The organism is Methylobacter sp. (genome assembly GCF_030680395.1).
In the GTDB taxonomy this organism is placed as follows: domain Bacteria; phylum Pseudomonadota; class Gammaproteobacteria; order Methylococcales; family Methylomonadaceae; genus Methylobacter_A.
Map to the genome: position 1 here is coordinate 77205 of NZ_JAUXVR010000021.1, position 18835 is coordinate 96039.

General features: G+C 48.1%; 15 protein-coding genes. 11 read left to right on the forward strand and 4 right to left on the reverse strand.

Annotation, left to right across the window (positions count from 1 at the left end; all coding sequences use genetic code 11):
* The 5 genes from ubiA (at position 1) to Q8L79_RS08385 (ending at position 3878) form a co-directional block, all read left to right on the forward strand.
* The gene (ubiA, locus tag Q8L79_RS08365; RefSeq protein ID WP_305269959.1) at positions 1–870 is read left to right on the forward strand and encodes a 4-hydroxybenzoate octaprenyltransferase; all 870 of its coding nucleotides are present in this window, start codon (positions 1–3) and stop codon (positions 868–870) included.
* Positions 871–1165: 295 nt separating this feature from the next.
* The gene (locus Q8L79_RS08370) at positions 1166–1465 is read left to right on the forward strand and encodes a DUF6763 family protein (RefSeq protein ID WP_305269961.1); all 300 of its coding nucleotides are present in this window, start codon (positions 1166–1168) and stop codon (positions 1463–1465) included.
* A 16-nt stretch (positions 1466–1481) separates the two neighbouring features.
* Positions 1482–2327: an ATPase gene (locus tag Q8L79_RS08375; protein ID WP_305269963.1), complete on the forward strand. Its 846-nt coding sequence runs from the start codon at positions 1482–1484 to the stop codon at positions 2325–2327.
* An 18-nt stretch (positions 2328–2345) separates the two neighbouring features.
* A complete protein-coding gene (locus Q8L79_RS08380; RefSeq protein WP_305269965.1) occupies positions 2346–3410 on the forward strand; it encodes a homoserine O-succinyltransferase in 1065 nt (354 codons plus the stop codon).
* Positions 3411–3878, forward strand: coding sequence for a nucleoside deaminase (locus Q8L79_RS08385; RefSeq protein WP_305269967.1), 468 nt, complete (start codon positions 3411–3413; stop codon positions 3876–3878).
* 77 nt (positions 3879–3955) lie between these two features.
* Here the strand turns inward: Q8L79_RS08385 and Q8L79_RS08390 are convergent, their stop codons facing one another.
* On the reverse strand, positions 3956–4360 hold the full coding sequence (locus tag Q8L79_RS08390) for a hypothetical protein (protein WP_305270032.1): 405 nt from the start codon (positions 4358–4360) through the stop codon (positions 3956–3958).
* 227 nt (positions 4361–4587) lie between these two features.
* Between Q8L79_RS08390 and purM the strand changes: the two genes are divergently transcribed.
* Positions 4588–5637: a phosphoribosylformylglycinamidine cyclo-ligase gene (gene purM / locus Q8L79_RS08395; RefSeq protein ID WP_305269969.1), complete on the forward strand. Its 1050-nt coding sequence runs from the start codon at positions 4588–4590 to the stop codon at positions 5635–5637.
* A 74-nt stretch (positions 5638–5711) separates the two neighbouring features.
* On the opposite strand, the gene Q8L79_RS08400 is transcribed toward purM, so the two are convergent.
* Positions 5712–8366, reverse strand: a complete 2655-nt coding sequence (locus Q8L79_RS08400; RefSeq protein WP_305269971.1) for a bacteriohemerythrin — start codon at positions 8364–8366, stop codon at positions 5712–5714.
* A gap of 333 nt (positions 8367–8699) precedes the next feature.
* On the opposite strand from Q8L79_RS08400, the gene Q8L79_RS08405 reads away from it, so the two are divergent.
* From Q8L79_RS08405 to Q8L79_RS08425, 5 genes are all read left to right on the forward strand, one after another.
* Entirely contained in the window at positions 8700–9047 is a 348-nt protein-coding gene (locus Q8L79_RS08405) for an FUN14 domain-containing protein (RefSeq protein WP_305269973.1), read from the forward strand.
* A 504-nt stretch (positions 9048–9551) separates the two neighbouring features.
* The gene (locus Q8L79_RS08410) at positions 9552–13199 is read left to right on the forward strand and encodes an ATP-binding protein (protein ID WP_305269975.1); all 3648 of its coding nucleotides are present in this window, start codon (positions 9552–9554) and stop codon (positions 13197–13199) included.
* Positions 13192–13815: a hypothetical protein gene (locus tag Q8L79_RS08415; protein WP_305269977.1), complete on the forward strand. Its 624-nt coding sequence runs from the start codon at positions 13192–13194 to the stop codon at positions 13813–13815. Before Q8L79_RS08410 ends, Q8L79_RS08415 begins: the two co-directional genes overlap by 8 nt.
* Entirely contained in the window at positions 13812–15041 is a 1230-nt protein-coding gene (locus Q8L79_RS08420) for a hypothetical protein (protein ID WP_305269979.1), read from the forward strand. The genes Q8L79_RS08415 and Q8L79_RS08420 overlap by 4 nt, the downstream gene beginning before the upstream one ends.
* Positions 15038–15922 carry a hypothetical protein gene (locus tag Q8L79_RS08425; protein WP_305269981.1) on the forward strand — a complete coding sequence of 295 codons (885 nt, stop codon included), beginning with the start codon at positions 15038–15040 and terminating at the stop codon, positions 15920–15922. The genes Q8L79_RS08420 and Q8L79_RS08425 overlap by 4 nt, the downstream gene beginning before the upstream one ends.
* 307 nt (positions 15923–16229) lie before the next feature.
* Here Q8L79_RS08425 and ntrC read toward each other — a convergent pair whose 3' ends face one another.
* The gene (gene ntrC / locus Q8L79_RS08430; RefSeq protein WP_305269983.1) at positions 16230–17642 is read right to left on the reverse strand and encodes a nitrogen regulation protein NR(I); all 1413 of its coding nucleotides are present in this window, start codon (positions 17640–17642) and stop codon (positions 16230–16232) included.
* Positions 17635–18690: a nitrogen regulation protein NR(II) gene (gene glnL / locus Q8L79_RS08435; protein WP_305269985.1), complete on the reverse strand. Its 1056-nt coding sequence runs from the start codon at positions 18688–18690 to the stop codon at positions 17635–17637. The genes ntrC and glnL overlap by 8 nt, the downstream gene beginning before the upstream one ends.
* Positions 18691–18835 lie beyond the last annotated feature (145 nt).

Below are 18835 nucleotides of genomic sequence, written 5' to 3' on the forward strand. Positions count from 1 at the left end.
ATGATGGACACAGCAATGGATCGAATTAAGCAGTATTGGCTATTAGCGCGATTTGATAAGCCTATCGGCATCCTGATTTTATTGTGGCCGGCATTATGGGCGCTGTGGGTCGCCAGCGAAGGCAACCCCGACTTGCTGGTTTTGACCGTTATTTGTCTGGGCGTCGTGCTGATGCGGGCCGCCGGTTGCGTGATTAACGATTACGCCGACCGCGACTTCGATCCGCATGTGGAACGCACTAAACAGCGCCCTATCGCTGCAGGTAAGGTAAGCCCCAAAGAAGCGCTGACGGTTTTTGTGGTGTTGTGTTTGTGCGCTTTCGGGCTGGTGTTATTGCTGAATATCTACACCATCATGCTGTCGTTTATCGCCGCATTTCTGGCCGCCAGCTATCCGTTTATGAAGCGTTACACCCAACTGCCCCAAGCCTACTTAGGTATCGCTTTCGGCTGGGCCGTGCCGATGGCTTTTTCCGCGCAGATAAACAGCATTCCCCCTGTGGCCTGGGTGATGTATCTGGCTGTCGTTTTATGGGCGTTGGTTTATGACACCATGTATGCGATGGTTGATAAGGATGACGATTTAAAAATAGGCGTTAAATCGACGGCCATACTGTTCGGCGCTTATGACCGCCAGATTATGGGCGGATTGCAGCTCGTCATACTCGGCCTGCTGATTACAGTGGGGAAAATGGCGCATGCAAGTTGGCCTTATTATGTCGGTGTTTTAATTGCGGCAGGCTTGTCGGTTTACCAGCAAAAATTGATCTTTCACCGGGAAAAAGCGCTTTGCTTTAAGGCGTTTTTAAACAATAACTGGTTTGGATTAGCTGTATTTGCAGGGTTGGTAGCGGATTATTGGCTTCGGTGAATATATGCTTTGGCAGGGTTATTGCCTTGCTAACGGCTTATCTATCGTTTTTACATTCAAGTGCGTCAAATTCTTGCAAGAAAGTTATGCTTCCTTTATAAATATGGCAGCCGGATGCATCTGATCGGTATCGTTATAACAGGCTTTAACGTGGGCTTCAATATAAAAGGCCGCAAACTGAATTCATCCCGGTCCATGCAAAATACTTTTGTATTTTCTTTAGCATTGTTAGTAATATCACCTACCTTTAGATATTTTGTATCAAAACACCCTAGCTAAGCATTGAGGAATAATCATGACCACAGTAGCAGACCCCATCATCGGCAGTTGGTACAAGGATGTAGAAAACAACCTGAAATTTAAAGTCGTTGCCATTGAAGAAAGCGATGATTCCATTGAAGTCCAATACCTGAATGGCGATATTGGCGAATACGATCATGATAGCTGGTATAACTCAACCTTTGATTATATTGAGGATCCTGAAGATTGGAGCGCACCTTTTGACGATATTGAAACCGATGACCTGGGCTATACCGATCCCGACGAACACAAGCCCAATCCTGAAGATATGGATATCGAAGATTATCTGGATTAATTAGGAAAACCATCACATGAAAATGAGTCCACAGGAATTCCTGGACTGGAAAACAAAACGAATTACCCTGCTGGCAATGTCCGGTGCCGGAAAAACCACGCTGGCCAATAAGTTGCCCAAAGCCAAATGGTTTCATTATTCAGGCGACTACCGGATAGGTACAAAGTATCTGGAAGAGCCTATTCTTGACAATATTAAACGTCAGGCCATGCGCGTTCCCTTTCTGCGCGAGTTGTTGCTTTCCGATTCCATTCATATCAGCAATAAGATAACCGTTGATAACTTGGCTCCTGTTTCCAGCTTTTTAGGCAAACTCGGCAATCCCGATTTAGGCGGATTGTCTTTGCAGGAGTTTAAACGCCGGCAAAAACTGCATCATCAGGCTGAGATTGCTGCGATGAATGATGTGCCTGATTTCATTGATAAAGCGGTAGATATTTACGGGTATAAGCATTTCGTTAACGACGCGGGCGGCAGCGTTTGCGAGTTGGACAGTCCGGAAACGCTGGAAACGCTGGCGCAGAACACGCTGATTGTTTACATCAAAATACCGCCGGTGTTGGAACAAACCATTATTGAACGCGCTAAATCGGATCCCAAACCGCTTTATTACCGGGAAGCGTTTCTTGACGAAAAGCTCGCTGAATTCATGCGGCTTAAAAATTACGCTTCCACTGATGTAATGGAGCCTGATGACTTTGTCTCCTGGGTTTTTCCCGAGTTATTCAAATCCAGGCTGCCCCGCTACCAAGCCATTGCCGATCAATACGGTTATACTGTCGATGCGAACGATGTGGCCACCGTTAAAGGCGAGGATGACTTTATCCGGCTTATCGCTGATGCGTTGGGCTCTCAGCAATGATATGAACGGAGTCACGTTATGCCTTTAGTTGCTCATACTGATTTACCTACATTTCAACGCCTTCGTGAAGAAGGCGAGGAAATATTAGACCCGGATCGCGCCCGTAACCAGGATATACGGGAAATGCATATCGGTTTGCTCAATATGATGCCCGATGCGGCACTGGAAGCGACAGAAAGGCAGTTTTTCCGGTTAGTGGGGGCATGTAATCAAATTGTTCAATTTCATGTGCATCCTTTTACTATCGATGGCATGAAAAGAAGCCCGGAAGCGCAAGCTCACATTGCTAAATATTACGAACCTTTTGAAAAAATAAAACGGGATGGCCTGGACGCGCTGATCATCAGCGGCGCTAATGTCAGTCATCCGCGGTTACCCGAAGAAGACTTCTGGCAGCCGTTGGCCGAGGTTTTTTTCTGGGCCAAGGAGAATGTCACCTCGGTACTTTGTTCCTGTCTGGCTACTCATGCCGTTATTCAATACTGCTATGGCGTTGAGCGCACCCGTTTATCGGCCAAGCGCTGGGGCGTGTTTTCACACAAATTAACCGATCGCACTCATCCGTTGGTCGCAGAAGTCAATACGCGTTTTGACGTTCCTCATTCCCGTTTTAATGAAATATTTCAAAGCGATATGGAACAGCACGGGCTCAAAGTCCTGGCGGTCAGCAAAGAGGCCGGTGTGCATCTTGCCGTCAGTCCGGATGGTTTTCGCATTGTGTTTTTTCAGGGACATCCTGAGTACGATGACATCAGTCTGTTAAAAGAATACAAGCGCGAAGTCTTGCGTTTTTATCGCGCTGAAATAGACGACTACCCACCGTTTCCGGAAAATTATTTTAACGCTACCGTCCAGCAGGTTTTGATCCGGTATGAACAGCAGGTCAGATCCGCCCGGCAGAACGGGCAGAGACTGGAGGAGTTTCCGGAAAGCCTGATTCTGGAACATATTGACAACACTTGGGGTGACACGGCAAAGGCAGTATTCAACAACTGGTTGGGGAAAATATATCAACTGACCCATCAGGAACGAGGCCTGCCTTTTATGGAGGGCGTAGATCCAAACAACCCGTTAGGTTTATAGGTGCATAAGGAATTTTTACAGCAAGCCATTGACTTGGCGGTAGAAAATGCCAAGTCAGGGGAGGGTGGCCCTTATGGGGCGATTATTGTAAAAGATAATCAACTGATTGCCGCCAGCGGCAACAAGGTCACCAGCACTATTGACCCTACCGCCCATGCAGAAGTGATGGCGATACGCCTGGCCTGTCAAAAGCTGCATGATTTCCAGTTACAGGGCTGCATTCTCTACTCCAGCTGCGAACCCTGCCCCATGTGCTTAGGGGCGATCTATTGGGCGAGGCTTGCAAAAGTTTATTTTGCCTGTAGCCGACATGATGCCGCTGCCGCCAACTTTGACGACAGCTTCATTTACGATGAGATTTCTGTTTTACCGCATGAACGCAGCATCGCTATGCTGCATTTAAACCTGCCGAATGCCCTTCAGCCGTTTAATATTTGGGCTGAAAAAAGCGACAAGGTTCTTTATTAAAAAAACAGGCAAAAGGCAAAGAACGATCCTCTGTAGCGTGGGTTTTTTCGCCTTTCGCCCTTAGTCTTTCATCTCTGTCATTTATCAGCGACTTTAATCAACCATCCATTTTTATCATAGCATCCTAAGTCTGCTTTGGCTGTGACATTGATTCTGACATATTGACCATTGAAAGCTGCCGGCAATTTTGCCTTAACCCGGTGAAAGCTACTGTTGCTTTCAACGGTATACTCAAGATTCTGGTCTTTAGCCGTTAATTTGATGGTGTCCGGCTTAGCCCAAGGCGAGACGAGGAAGGAAAACGTTGATTCAGGCGGAACCTCGGTTTTTTCGGGTTCTTTATAGACAGGAAGATTGAAATCTCTAAATTGGGGTTTTTTGCAAATATCTTCCGTCGTACCCGGATCATAGGCATTTGCCGTGCCGGTAAATAATGCCGCAGCAATAAATAGTATGGGGCTAAACATTGTTGTTACTTTCATATCCACTCCTAAAAAACGTTGTGTTGCCAGTGATAATTCCGGTTAAGCCGCTGTATTTAACAGGGAGTCACGTTAATTATTGTTTTAATAAACTCAACTTACCGCAACATTCATACAAACGCTACGCGAACGCCTGATAAATAAAATACGCATTCATATCCTTCAGACAAAACCGATGATGTCTTGTACAATATCGGAAGTTTAAATTTTAGCAAGAGAACACCACATTGAGCGAACAAAATCAAGAAAGCTTGAATTATAAAAGCGCCGGCGTTGATATTGAGGCCGGTAATGCATTAGTTGAACGCATCAAGCCTATTGCCGCCAGAACACGGACGGCAGGCGTCATGGCAGGTTTAGGCGGTTTCGGTTCCATGTTTGAACTGCCGCTGGATCGTTATCAGCAGCCGATTCTGGTTTCCGGTACCGATGGCGTAGGCACCAAGTTAAAGCTGGCCAATGAGCTGGGAATTCATGACACCATCGGCATCGACCTGGTTGCGATGTGCGTTAATGATATTATCGTTCAAGGCGCAGAGCCTTTGTTTTTTCTTGATTATTTCGCTACCGGTAAACTGGATGTCGATACTGCCGCGTCAGTTGTAGACGGCATTGGCAAAGGCTGCGAACTGGCAGGTGCGGCGCTGGTCGGCGGCGAAACGGCGGAAATGCCCGGCATGTATGCGGATGGCGAGTACGATTTGGCGGGCTTTTGCGTCGGTATAGTCGAAAAAAGCAAAGTGCTTGACGGCAGCAAAGTCAAAGTGGGCGACAAACTGATTGGCATCGCATCATCCGGTCCGCATTCCAACGGCTATTCATTAATCCGGAAAATCATTATCCATAGTGATTCAGCGCTCACCGATACCTTCAATGGCAAAACTTTAGGGGCTGCCTTACTGGAACCGACCCGGATCTACGTTAAGTCGTTGTTGGCGTTGCTGGATAAAGTGCCGGTGCACGCGTTTGCGCATATTACCGGCGGCGGTTTAACCGAGAATCTGCCGCGCGTACTTCCGCAAGGCGCCAACGCCCATATCGATCTTGCTTCCTGGGAGTTTCCGGCGATCTTCAAGTGGTTGCAGGAAAAGGGTAATGTCTCTCAAGCGGATATGCTGATCACCTTTAATTGCGGCATCGGCATGATAGTCTGTGTTGCCGCCGAAGATGAGCGGGCGACGCTGCAAACCCTCAGCCAACTGGGCGAGAAGGCTTTTACTATCGGCGAACTGGTTGAGTCTGATGGCAAGCCGGAAGTTATTTATTTGACGGCATAAACTGCTGCGCCGGAAACGCCGGTTCTTGCTTGCGCTCGAACTGGCTTATTCCTGTCTACACCGGCATTGATAATCTATAAGACCTCAAATCCTTGCTCCTGTAACAACAGGACAAACGCTTCGGCCGGTACCGGCGGGCTTTTGATGTAACCTTGGTACGAATCGCAATTTTTCTCCCGCAAGAATGCCAGCTGCTCCTGTGTTTCCACGCCCTCCGCCAGCACTTTAAACCCCAGAATATGCCCCATGGCGATAATAGTCGCGGCAATTTCCATATCGTCTTGCAAGTGGGGAATATCGTCGATAAAACTTTTGTCGATTTTTAACACATCCAGCGGAAAGTGCTTGAGATAAGCCAGCGACGAAAAACCGGTGCCGAAATCGTCAATGGCAAGCCGAATGCCCTGAGCACGTAGCTTGTTCAGGAGCGCCATCACATTGTCCTGGTTTTCCATCAGGCCGCTTTCCGTCATTTCCAGTTCTAAGTATTCGGCCGGAAATCCTGTTTCATTCAGTGCAGTAGCCACTGACGCGCTAATATCGCCGCGCCGGAACTGTTGAGGAGAAACGTTGACCGCCAAGGTGAGCGGAGGCAAACCCGCATCCAGCCAAAGGCGGCCTTGTCGGCAGGTTTCCCGCAGCACCCATGCGCCAATTTCCAGAATCAGCCCCGTTTCTTCGGCAATGGGGATAAAACGTAGCGGTGGAATCAATCCTTCTGTCGGGTCTTGCCAGCGTACCAGCGCTTCGGCGCCGACTATACGCCCACTGGCAATATCCACCTGCGGCTGGTAAAAAACACGCAGTTCCTCTTGTTCGATGGCTCGGCGCAGCCGTGTTTCCAGTGCAATCCGTTCGCGGGCTGCGAGCGTCTGGTCTTCGGAAAAATAGGCATAGCAACCGCGTCCTTGATCTTTGGCCTGATACAGTGCGGCATCGGCGTGATCCATGAGCATTTCATAGCTCGCGCCGTGTTCCGGATACAGGCTGATGCCGATACTGGCGCCAATCTGGACATCGTTGCTTTGGGTTAGTTGAAAAGGTTTGCTTAAAACGAAGATAATTTCTGCCGCTACCCGAGCGGCATCTTCGGCATGAGCAATATCTTCCAGCAACACGACAAATTCATCGCCGCCCAGACGCGCCACCATATCTACGTCACGCAGCCTTGTCGAGATGCGCACGGCGACCTGTTGCAGTAACTCGTCGCCCGCTAAATGCCCCAAGCTGTCGTTGACCGCTTTAAAACGATCAAGATCAAGCATCAGTAATGCCAGACGCTTGCCGTCACGTCGCTCTACGTCGATGCTGTGTTTAAGCCGTTCCTGCAACAGCCGGCGGTTAGGCAGTTGGGTGAGCGGGTCATAAAAGGCCAGTTGCTTGATCTCCTCTTCGGCGGCCTTGCGCGAGGTAATATCGGAGAAGGAGGCAACATAATTATTGACTTGTTCATTCTTTTTATCATGTTCCTTCACCGCAGTGATGATAAGCCATTCAGGGAACATCTCGCCGTTTTTGCGCCGATTCCATATTTCACCCTGCCAGGCGTCGGTTCGATTGATGCTCTCCCACATTGAACTATAAAAAGTTTTATCATGCTGTCCCGAGCTGAGTAAATTGGGCTTTTTACCAATGACTTCATCGGCGCTGTAACCGGTGATTCGAGTAAATGCCTGATTGACTTTAAGAATGACATTATTGGCATCGGTGACCAACATGGCGTCCTGTAATTCAAAAGCGGTGGCGGCGATACGAAGTTCTACTTCAGTCTGCTTGTGCTTGGTGATGTCGGTAATGAAGCCGTGCCAAATCACGGAACCATCCGCTTGCTGCTGCGGTAACGCATTGCCGAACAGCCAGCATACGGGAGCATCGTCAAACTTCAAGCGATATTCCTGGCGCCATGGCGTTAAGTCCCGCGCCGATACCTTAAAAGAAGTTTTGAAATTTTCCAGATCATCAGGATGCAAGGCAGCAAGTACCTTGGCCGCATCTTCGCTGACATCCTCCGGGCTAACCCGATAGATAGTGCGAATCGCTTCATTGGCGTAAGGAATGCGGGAACTGCCGTCAGGAAACAGCTGAAACTGGAACACCAGTCCCGGTACCTGACTGGCGATTTTCTGGAGGCGGTCCAGAGCATCCTGGCTTGCCTGCTCGGCTTTCTGGCGTTCAATAACCTCTTTCGCCAGCTGCATGGTGCGTGAAGACAGCGCATCGAACATGGACAGCATGGTCTCGATCAGCACCTTCATCGCTCCGCTCATTTCCTGATCGGCTTGCTCTTTAGCTTGGTTTAGCGGTATGCCCGACTGCACCGCCAGCACTACCTTGGCCATGCGCATGTCGGTATCCAGAATATGAAAGGCCAGCCATTGGGTCAGAAAGGTGAGAATTTCTTCAATGACTTCATCCAACGGCCTGGCGGTTTTTCCAGCCATTATCCTATTGACTGTAGTCAGGAATCTCCTGTGATCATTTTTATGCTTTGTTTCCCAGGCGTCTTCAGGGAAGAATGCATGCCATATACGCTCTTCCGCCTGAAAATGGTAAATAGCGTATTCCGCTAAGTCATTGAAAACATTATTCAAGGTGGGTATGTCGGATTGATAAGCCAGATGACCGGCCAGCACATTTAATAGCTCGACCAACTTTTGATGTTGTTCATCAATCAGGGGCACTCCAACTTCGAAATTTTTATTCCATGGAAAAACTTCAACTGAATACATAATGCTCTCGTCCAACTTAAGGATTTGGTGGGGGCTTTTGTGATAAGAATTAAAAATATTGTACGCTGATAAACCTTTTTGATTAGTATGGTTTTAGTGATATCCGGTTTCTGGAGCCTAACAGGCCAAAGGCCTCTATGCAGATAGCCCGCATAGCTTTGTTTTCTGACGCGATTGGGTTTAGTGATAATATGAAACATATAAATAATAGATTATTTTTGTCACCCGGACAGAGTTAATGCGACCTTTACAGCTTTAGTGGCAGCAAAAAAACGATGGGCGATAACAAACTATAAATTATCTTAATCATCACAACAGCGGAAATTCAGAACTATGAACACCCATCCAGTCGATACAGCATCTTCAACCGACATCTTTTCCTCGACCTTTTTGATTGGCAATGTCGGCGCTCCGTTTGTTATCGGGCTGGCGGTCGGCTATTTCGCCAAAAAAATGTTGCGCACGGCGCTATTCCTGGGAGGGGCGGCCATCGTGCTGCTGTTTGTTGCGGAATATTACGACATCATCAATATAACCGATGAAAAGCTGCAACATGTCGCCAGCGTTGCGACGGAAGCGGCAAAAAGCTCAGGCGGGTTTCTGGTCGATCGCCTGACCAGTGTCACCAGCAAGGGCGTCAGCGGGGTTGGCGGTTTTTTTGTCGGGTTCAAGCTAGGCTAGTTTTCCTGAGTCACTCATGCAGTCGTGCTCACGCCCTTACCACATCCCTGCAGGCAAAAAAAATGCGGCTGATTAGGCCGCATTGAAGAAGGATATAAAACTCTGAATTTCGAGGAGGAAATTTGCATCTCAAGAGTTGAAGCTATATTAGCGATAAATGATAAACAATGGAATGTGACATATTGTCGCGTCTCAGAATGTCGCAGAAGTTTGGGCGGAAAAGCCATTCATGCTGTTCGGCGTACTCAGGATAAGCGACAAGCGACCTAATGTAGCGGCAGGCAAGTCTGCGGAAAATCGAAACATACACTTTGATGCTCAAAAAGAGGGTGGTTATTGTCATCATTTCCTCGATAGAGCGCAGGGGAATGATAATATGATAAATGTGATGGCTCGCTTCAACTCAACCCAATAAAAATACCAATCTGTAATCCGTCGGCGGAAATTATCCCCCTTATTTCCTTGCAACTGGATACAGCCTGTAATCATCGATAGAAAATTAAAATGTACTCATTAAACCGCTTGATCCTTATTGATTCATACAAACCCGGTGAATTAGTGGAAGTTCGCCTGGATGGACATACCAATCTTAACGGCGTTAATGGCGCCGGTAAAACCACATTATTGCGGTTAGTACCGCTGTTTTTCGGCGAACGACCAGGGCGGTTAGTGCCGAAAAGCCGGGTTACCGACAGTTTTGCCAAGCATTATCTGCCAAACGAGTCTTCTTATATTATTTTTGAGTATCAGCGTCACGAACAAACCTGTATGGCGCTGATGTATGCCTCGCCGAATGAAGAAGGGCTGTGTTATCGCTTTGTCGATAAAGGTTTTGACAAGACTGACTTTATTGATACTCATCGGGATGGTATGCACTATCCGGTGTCTTGCCGCGACCTGCGTACGCACTTCCTCAAACGGCATATTAATTGTAGCGACCAGCTTACCGCCTGTAGCGATTACCGCACGGTGATCCAGAATTTGCCGCACAAGAAAGGCCAGGAATTGCGTAATTTGGTTGCGCGTTACAGCTTTTGTAACGGCAGTTCCGGACACAGATTGAAAGATATAGAAAAGATCGTTACCGGCATGTTTATGCGGTCCACCGATTTTGCCGACTTGCGCGAAATGCTGGTGAACTGCATTGAAGAAAACAGGGATTCCCTTGCTTTGGAATTGAAAATGGAAACCCTGGATGATTGGCATAAGGAATACCGTGCTTATCAGGAAGCTGAATCGGAGCGCGACAAAATTGAACGGCTCAATCAGCTGGAAAATGAGTTGCTTCAAGTTGAGCAAAGTCTGGCTGAACTCCACTATCGCCTGCAATGTCTGCGCGACCAAAACCAACAAAGTTTGCAGCACCAGCAGGAAGCGGGGAATGCCTGCAATGAGCAATTGGAACAGCTCAAAAAAAACTGGGAAGCACAAGAGGAGACGCTTAAATCCGCGCTGGCAACCGTTAAGGGCGAATTGGAGCAGGAGCAACGGCAAAAGAAATCCCTGGAAGATGAAAAGGCCAACTGGGAAAAACAGGATGTGCAGGGCAAAAAACAGTTGGTTGCCGGTCTTGGTCAAATAAAGGACAGCTTGGCTAGGGAGCGGGACAACCATAAGCAATTGATGTCCGATGTGCAGGACATCGAAGCCGAGTTTAAGCGACTGAAAGCGGAAAAGGAAAAGCATTTTGCCGAACAGCAGCACGGCTATGAAATCGGCATAAGAGACTTGCAACAACAGGCCGCCGAAGCCAAGTCCGCCGCCAATCAAGATGCGGAGCAAGGCAGAGAGTCGCTCAGGCAGGCAAACCAGAAGCAGCAAGCTATTTTGCATGACGAACAATTGAAGTTGCGGGGCGATTGGGGCGCGCTGAACAGCCAGATTGGCCAAATCCAACCGGATCCGGCCTTGATTGAAAACCGGGAAGCCAAGATGGAGCTGCTTCAGTCTATCCGGCAGCAAAAGGATGAAGCCGGAAAAACCGTTAAGGCAATTGAAGCGGAAACCAAGAAAAATCAGGCGCTGATCGATGGCGTGTTTAGCGAAAAACGTCAACAAGCCGAACAAAAACAGCGCATCCAGGAGGCACTTGAGCAACTGCAAAAGCAACTGGACGCCAACCCGGACACCTTGCTGGGCTTTTTGCGCGAACATCAGCCGGACTGGGTCAACAATATCGCCAAGGTGATTAACCCGGATTTGTTGTTAAGGGACGATCTGGAGCCTGCCGCACAAACCTTGGGCCAGACTTTTTACGGTTTGAGCTTGAACCTGGATAATTTGCAGGCCGACCCTACCGCCGATGAAGAAAAAATCCGCGCACTGTTGGCCGATGCCCGGAACCAATTGGGCCGGCTGAACGTTGCGGAGGCAAAAAGCGACGAACAATTACAGGAATTAAAAAAGTTGGCCGACGCTCTGGAAAAGCAAGTCAAAGCGGCGATTTTTAGCGTCGGGCAATTACAAACACAATTAAATGGGTTGGATGAAGAATTAAACTCGTTAAAGCAACAAATTGAGCGCAGCAAGAAAGAACGCAAGGCCAAGCTGGAGCAGGAAAAAGCCACGGTGGAAGGGCAAATCGGCTTGAGCAATAACCGACTGCAAACTCTCAAACAACAGCTGGAAAGCGAAATACAGCAATTGAATCTGGGGCTTTCGGCTAAAATCCAGCAGATTTCCGCTGACGCGTTGCGACAAGTCGAGCAAAGGCAGCAGCTTATCGATAAGGTCAATCAACAAAAAGGCAGCGAGTTAACGCAATTGGAGCTGCAACGGATTCAGAGCTTGCAGGACAGAAAAGTCGATACCGCCACCTTAAAAGACCTTGAAGCAAAAATCGGTCAATTGGAAAATGAACTGAAAGCCGCAGAACAGGCGGGACAACTGGTTAAGGATTATCAACGCTGGCTGGATAAAGACTGGTCTTTATATGATGGCTTGGCGGTTAAAGCCCGAGAGACTGAGGCTAAACTAAAGCAGCAGCAAAACCAATATGAGACTGAAAAAGCCGATATGCAACTACGGCGTGATGCCTTAAAAAAGGAACTGGAGCAAATAACGATCAAGTACCAAAAGCTTGATAAGGAAATCAAAGCTATTAATAACCTGCTGGCTGAATTAGCCGCTTATGTAAAGCGCGCAGCTGAACAGGCCGGTTTTGACAATGCCCATACCTTGGCGCTGTTGCAGACCGATTGCCGTAAATTAACCGAGCAACACAAGGCTCTGCGCAAGGAGTTGGCCGGTCTGATCCGGCATTTGAAACAGGTATTGGCGCGCTTTCCCGGCACCCATCCGGGCCGCTATTATGCCCGCGTCGAAGATGAATTAGGCTTTGATAGCGATGAACTGGCTTGGTTGAGCCGGATTCAGGCTTGGTATGCGACAGAAGCCGATACGGCCAGAAGCTGGTTAATGAGTCAGGCGAAACTTTTTGGCTACGCCATCAAAAATTATCAGCAGGCATTGGAGTGTTTTGACCGTGGTATTGATTCCTTGTCGCGTCGCTTGGCGGCGAATATCGATGGCAATATCCGTTTTGAAAAAATCGAGCGCATCGAAGGGCGGTTAACGTCCAAGGTTACAACGCTGGGTTATTGGGAACAAATCGTCAGCTTTACCAGAAATTATGATGACTGGAGTCGAACTAATGACGGACAGTTACCGAGCCGGGAATTTGCCGACATCGTCAGACTGGTGTCTGAACAATTGAAAGGTAAAGGCCGGGTAGAAATGAAGCTGGTTAATTTGCTGGAGCTGGAAATTATTGTTACCGAAAATGGCCGCAGCAAACGAGCCACCCATGCCGAGGATTTGCGGCAGATTTCCAGTCACGGCTTGTCGTACCTGATTTTATGCGTATTTTTTATTGCGCTGGTGAATATGATCCGTAAAGATCAGCCTTTAAATATCATCTGGCCGATGGATGAACTCAAAGAATTGCACCAGATGAATATTGAAGTGTTGGTGGAAATGCTGACTAAAAACCGGATTACTTTATTTTCGGCTTTTCCCGATCCTGATCCCGAAGTGTTAAGGCTGTTCAAAAACCGTTATCAGGTGTTCGGCTACCGGGAGCTAATCGAAATGGACGTGGATGAGGATTATTTGTCAACGCTTGAACCTTTGACGGCGGCTGAACATGTTTGATCAATTGCTAAAACGCTTGTTGCAGGGCGAATTTATTTGCGAAGTTAGTGATGAAGCCGGTTTTCGTTATTTGCAAGCGCCTGAAAATGCAACGCAGGTGGATGAGTTTTTAACGCAACTTGATTATCGCTTGTCCAGCACCCAAAACCAGCTGGCATTTTATGCGGCTTACCGAACCATAGACAACAGCGCACGGAGCGACATCCGTAAAGTTTTTCAGCAGTTTCGCATAGAGTTGCAGCCGGTGGTTGAGTGGCTCGATATGATGATGTCCTGCCTGAATCAGGATACGGCCTTATCGCCCGGCGACACGCTGAGCTTTTCCGGTTTGTTGCAGGTCATCGAGCAAAATCAGGCCTTGGCTGACCGCTTGCAGACATTTGCAAAATTCAAGGATTTCACCAGCGGCGACGATTCGGTAAAAGGGCGGCTGGAGAAGCTGTTAAATACCCTGCAAAAGTGGAATTACCTAAGCTTAGCCAATCGCGACACGCTGATTTATCAAGTCACCGGCAAGCTGGATTATTTTTATCAGGCCTTGCAGTTTATTCAGGAACACGAGCAAATTCCCGTTGAGCAGGGGGAAACCGATGCAATTCAGGAGAGTCTGTTTTGAGTCAGTCGCAACAGGGCTTGGAACGCTTATTTAAAGCCTTGGCTAACCATAGCGATTTGATTGCCGAGGCTTATTTTACCGGAGTGGTCTACAAGGACAATCAAAACCAGCGCGCGCTCAACCATCTAAAGCAATTGAAGGTGTTGGTCAATCATGACGCCGATGGTTACCGCATCGCCGGGCGTTTGACTCAGTTTATAGACAGCGCTTTGAGCAGCGACCGGGTTCGGCGATTGGATACCGATCTGGCCGGCTGGATCGAAACCCTGGAACAACAGATCAGCCTGCATCAAGATGCGTTTGATGAAAGTCGTTTAGATGATTGCGACAGTTATTTTGCTGAAATCGAACGCTTGGTTTTCGATTTATCCGATATCCTGGAAGAGAATACCCGCTATTTGTTGATGCTGGTTAACAGCCGCTTTGCTAATGTGCGTACTTTGGCGGAAAAACAAAAACAAAACACCTTTTATATTTCCCGATTGGAAAAACTGGTAAATGCTATCACCGCGCTGCAACCGGAATCTTTATTGGAAATGGTTGAAGATCAACCCTTGATTTATCAATTACTGGATCATCAACTGATTCGTTTGCTGCCTATTTATCAGCAGCGCCTACAGGATATTCTCGATAAGTTAAAAGTCTTCTTGTTTGAACTCAGGCAAATCGAGGCTAGAGCGCAGTTGGTGCAAGGTTTTGCGTATTTTCTACAACAAAACCAAAATTATCAGCCGCAGGACTGGAGCGAGCGCGACAGTATTCCCGAGCACTGGAACCAGATCAAGCCTTTGGCATTGTTGGCCTATGCCGATCCGCTCGATCATGCGTTGGAAGAAGACTTAATCAAAATTGCGCAAAACATCGCTATCGATACGGAAAGCATGTTGGCAAAACAAAAACAGCGTGGATTAAGCGCGGTGTCGTTAAGCCCACCAGACAAAAAGACCTTGGACTTGCCGCTTTATCGGAAACAGTTACGCGTGTATTTTGACCGTGTGCTGAAAAATGAGGGGCAATCCATTTCAGCCGTAGCTTTTCAACAGGCTTTCGTGGATGACATCGAACCTTCAATCTGGTTGAGTTGCGTACTTAATGAATGGTTAAGGCGGCAGCAACGCAATAAACGCTTGCAGATGGAATTGATTCAGGCCGATGTCTGTCAGTTTTTTTCCGGTAACAAAAAGGTGAGGGATATTGTTCTTCAGTTTCGGAGCGCTGAAAATTGAACAAGCAATTGTTAAACGTTATAGAGCGGGCGATCCGGTCTGACGATCAGCTTTTTTCGCTTAATCAGAGTTGGACATATCTGCATCGGCAATACAATATCGGTCAAACACAAGGCAACAAGCTGAAAATCACTCAGCAGGATAAGGATGACTTGATTGCGGTGGTTAAGCATGAGACCGGAGTTGATCTTGGGCAAATCTCGGTTACTGATTTTTCGGCAATGCATCGCGAAGCCGCTTTATGTTTTGCATTGGATGAGAAAATAGCAGGACAGTCCGTTAAAAAAGACAGGTTGGCGATTAGATCGTTAATCGGCATGGCGTTGAGAATCAACGGGCTGTCTTACTCGTTGCCTGCCCGCGGTTATATGGATATGGCGTTGGTAGATATAACCGGCACTGCGCATAATTGCATCCTTCTGATTGAAAACTACCGCTGTTTTGATAGCCTGGAAAACATGCGGCTGAATTTACCGGATCAATATGCCGATCCATTGGTGTTATATCGAGGCGATAACTACTACAGTGAAAAGACAGCGCGGCAACTTTTAGCGCGCCTCAACTTACCGGTACTGGCTATGGCTGATCTTGACCCAAAAGGCTTGAGTATTGCCCAATCCTTTCCGCATATTATCGGTTTAATAGCGCCTTGTTTAGCCGATTTGGAAGCGTTGCTTAAAGATAAGCAAAAAGCCAATCCAAAGCTATACGGCAAGCAGCTGGTCGGTTGCCAAAATACCTTGGCAACCAGTCCTCATGTATTGATTAGACAGCTTTGGGACATGATGAAAAAACATCAGGCGGGCATTGTTCAGGAATATTGGTTACAGGCGGGCTATGCGCTGGTGTTGCATAGATTGGATGCAATAGAGCTTCAGTAATATGCGGATCAGGCTCGTACTTATGAATATCCGGCCATGCAGGCAAAAAAAATGCGGCCTGATTAGGGCCGCATTAGAGAAGGATATAAAACTCTGAATTCCGAGGAGGAAGTTTGCATCTCAAGAGTTGTGCTTATATTAGCGATAAATGTCGGACAATGGAATGTGACATATTGTCGCGGTGTTTCAGTGAGTTACTCGTAATTACCCCGTTCTTGGCTTCGGCCTGAGTGAGGACGCAAGTAATTACCAATGGATGGCTACTCGTAGCGTAACGCCATGGAGAAACAAGGGCGCAGAGCAACCATCATATTTCCAACTCCTGAATTTTCCGGGTCAGGGTGTTTCTGCCGTAACCTAATAAGATAGCGGCTTCGTGGCGTTTTCCGTGGGTAAAGTTTAACGCCGCCTTTATTAAAATGCTTTCAACAGCGGGGATGATTTGCTTGGCAATTTCAGCCTCGTTCCCGCGCAGTAGCTGCTGGTCTATCCAGTTCCTCAATAATGCTTCCCAGCCGGTTTCGGCCGCGTTTTTTTCTGACGATGTGTTAAGCAATTCGGGCGGCAAGTCATGCAGATGAATTTCCCGGCCCGAAGCCATCACGGTCAGCCAGCGACAGCTGTTCTCCAGCTGTCTTACATTGCCCGGCCAGTCCAGTGTGCTTAAAAAAGCTTCCGCTTCGGGTTTTAAGATTTTAATTTCGGTATTGAGCTCGGCAGCCGCCTGATTTAAAAAGTGGCGCAACAGCAACGGTATGTCCTGTTTACGCTCGCGCAGAGGTGGAATGTGGATACGGATGACGTTTAAGCGGTGGAATAAATCTTCCCGAAAACGGCCTTGCTCTACCAGGGTTTCAAGGTTCTGATGGGTGGCGGCAATAATGCGCACGTCGACTTTAACGGCTGCGTACGAGCCGACCGGATAGAACTCGCCATCAGCCAATACGCGTAATAAACGGGTTTGCAGTTCGGCGGGCATGTCGCCGATTTCATCAAGAAACAGGGTGCCGCGGTCGGCCTGTTCAAAGCGTCCGGCGCGGCGCGATTGGGCGCCGGTAAATGCGCCTTTTTCATGGCCGAACAATTCCGATTCCATCAGGTCTTTGGGGATGGCGGCCATATTCAGGGCGATGAACGGGTTGGCGGCCCTCGGGCTGTGACGATGCAAGGCTTTGGCAACCAACTCTTTGCCGGTGCCCGATTCGCCGTTGATCAGCACAGTGATGTGCGATCTGGCCAGTCTGCCTATGGCGCGAAATACCTCCTGCATCGATGGCGCTTCGCCGATGATTTCCGGCGTGGTTTCCTCTGCTGTGTGTACATCCGAAACCACCGTAACTTGCTGTTGCTTGCTGTGAATGCAGGCTCTGTGGGCCAGATCGACGACTTCTTTAATATCGAAGGGCTTGGGCAGGTACTCGAAAGCGCCGCCGTGGAATGCCGAGACCGCGCTTTCCAGGTCGGAATGAGCGGTCATCACAATAACCGGCAGGTTCGGGTGGCTCAATTGAATCCTGTTCAAAAGTTCCAGCCCGTCCATGCCGGGCATACGAATATCGGTAATCAGGGCATCGGGTAAATCGTTCTGCAATGCGATCAGCAAATCGGCCGCACCGGAAAAACTGCGGGTGCTGATGTCCGCTTTTTGCAGTGCTTTTTCCACGACCCAGCGTATGGATTTGTCGTCATCAATGATCCAGACAGTTTCGGACTTAGTCATTGCCGGTCTCCGGTAGCGCAATAATGGGTAAGAAGATTGAAAACACCGTGTTTCCAGGTTCGCTGCTGCATTCAATCAAGCCGTTATGTTGATTGATCAGCGCTTGAGCTATCGATAAACCCAGGCCGGTGCCGTCTGCGCGCCCGGTAATCATCGGATAAAATATCTGATTCATCATGTCGGCTTCGATTCCCGGTCCGTTATCGATAATGTCGCATTTCACCGCCAATTTATAGCGTTTGCGGCCAATGGTCACTTGCCGGTGAATTCGGGTTTTGATAATAATATTGCCTTCGCCGTTCAGCGCCTGAACGGCATTTTTGGCGATATTTAAAATGGCCTGAATGAGCTGGTCTTTATCCGCCAGTATGTTAGGGATACTGGGGTCGTAGTCGGATTTAATGGTGAGGTTGGACTCGGCTTGAACCAGTTGCCTGACCCGTTCCAGGACTTCGTGAATATTGATGGCTTTCTTGTTCGGCAGTTTGTTGGGGCCGAGCATTTTATCCATTAAGCCTTGCAGGCGGTCGGATTCGGCAATGATAATCCGGGTGTATTCCTTGAGTTCCGGGTCATTCAATTCCAGGTCCAGCAACTGTGCCGCGCCGCGTAGGCCGCCCAAGGGATTTTTAATTTCATGCGCCAGGCCTCTGACCAGTAATCTGGCGGTGTTCTGTTGGGTCAATAACCGCTCTTCCTTGGATATGCGCAGGTGATTGTCTACTTGCTGCAATTCAACCAGAATCTCGTTGACGCGCTCATCTTTTAATAACGGCGTTGCGCTGAAATTGATGGTGATGCTGTGGTTCATGCGATCCAGAATAAGCTCGCGATCGACCAGAGGCTCCGCCATGGTTAAGCATTGCTGTAAATTCATCAGCAGGGCGGGATCGGACGATTTGAATAACTCTTGGGCGCCGAGACCGACCAAGTGGCGCGAACTGTCGGCCAGCAGAATTTCTCCGGCAGAATTAATGTAAGTGAGAGTTAAGGCGCGATCAAATAACAAGATTGCGCCGTTAAGATGATCAAGTATACGTTTATGCATAATTTGCGTAAGTGTCGTTTCTGAGTTAATACTTAATATTTAATAGTAAGCAACTTACAGACCAATAAGCCAAAAAAACCATTTGAAGCGTTCATTTCTATTTAATTTAAGCAACTGGCGTGCCGGGAAGCGCATATTCAGCCGG

Coding starts and splice junctions, on each gene's coding strand:
- Q8L79_RS08375 (WP_305269963.1), top strand. CDS start 1,482: ATGAAAATGAGTCCACAGGAATTCCTGGACTGGAAAACAAAACGAATT.
- glnL (WP_305269985.1), bottom strand. CDS start 18,690: ATGCATAAACGTATACTTGATCATCTTAACGGCGCAATCTTGTTATTT.
- Q8L79_RS08410 (WP_305269975.1), top strand. CDS start 9,552: ATGTACTCATTAAACCGCTTGATCCTTATTGATTCATACAAACCCGGT.
- Q8L79_RS08370 (WP_305269961.1), top strand. CDS start 1,166: ATGACCACAGTAGCAGACCCCATCATCGGCAGTTGGTACAAGGATGTA.
- Q8L79_RS08405 (WP_305269973.1), top strand. CDS start 8,700: ATGAACACCCATCCAGTCGATACAGCATCTTCAACCGACATCTTTTCC.
- ubiA (WP_305269959.1), top strand. CDS start 1: ATGATGGACACAGCAATGGATCGAATTAAGCAGTATTGGCTATTAGCG.
- Q8L79_RS08415 (WP_305269977.1), top strand. CDS start 13,192: ATGTTTGATCAATTGCTAAAACGCTTGTTGCAGGGCGAATTTATTTGC.
- Q8L79_RS08400 (WP_305269971.1), bottom strand. CDS start 8,366: ATGTATTCAGTTGAAGTTTTTCCATGGAATAAAAATTTCGAAGTTGGA.
- ntrC (WP_305269983.1), bottom strand. CDS start 17,642: ATGACTAAGTCCGAAACTGTCTGGATCATTGATGACGACAAATCCATA.
- Q8L79_RS08390 (WP_305270032.1), bottom strand. CDS start 4,360: ATGAAAGTAACAACAATGTTTAGCCCCATACTATTTATTGCTGCGGCA.
- Q8L79_RS08380 (WP_305269965.1), top strand. CDS start 2,346: ATGCCTTTAGTTGCTCATACTGATTTACCTACATTTCAACGCCTTCGT.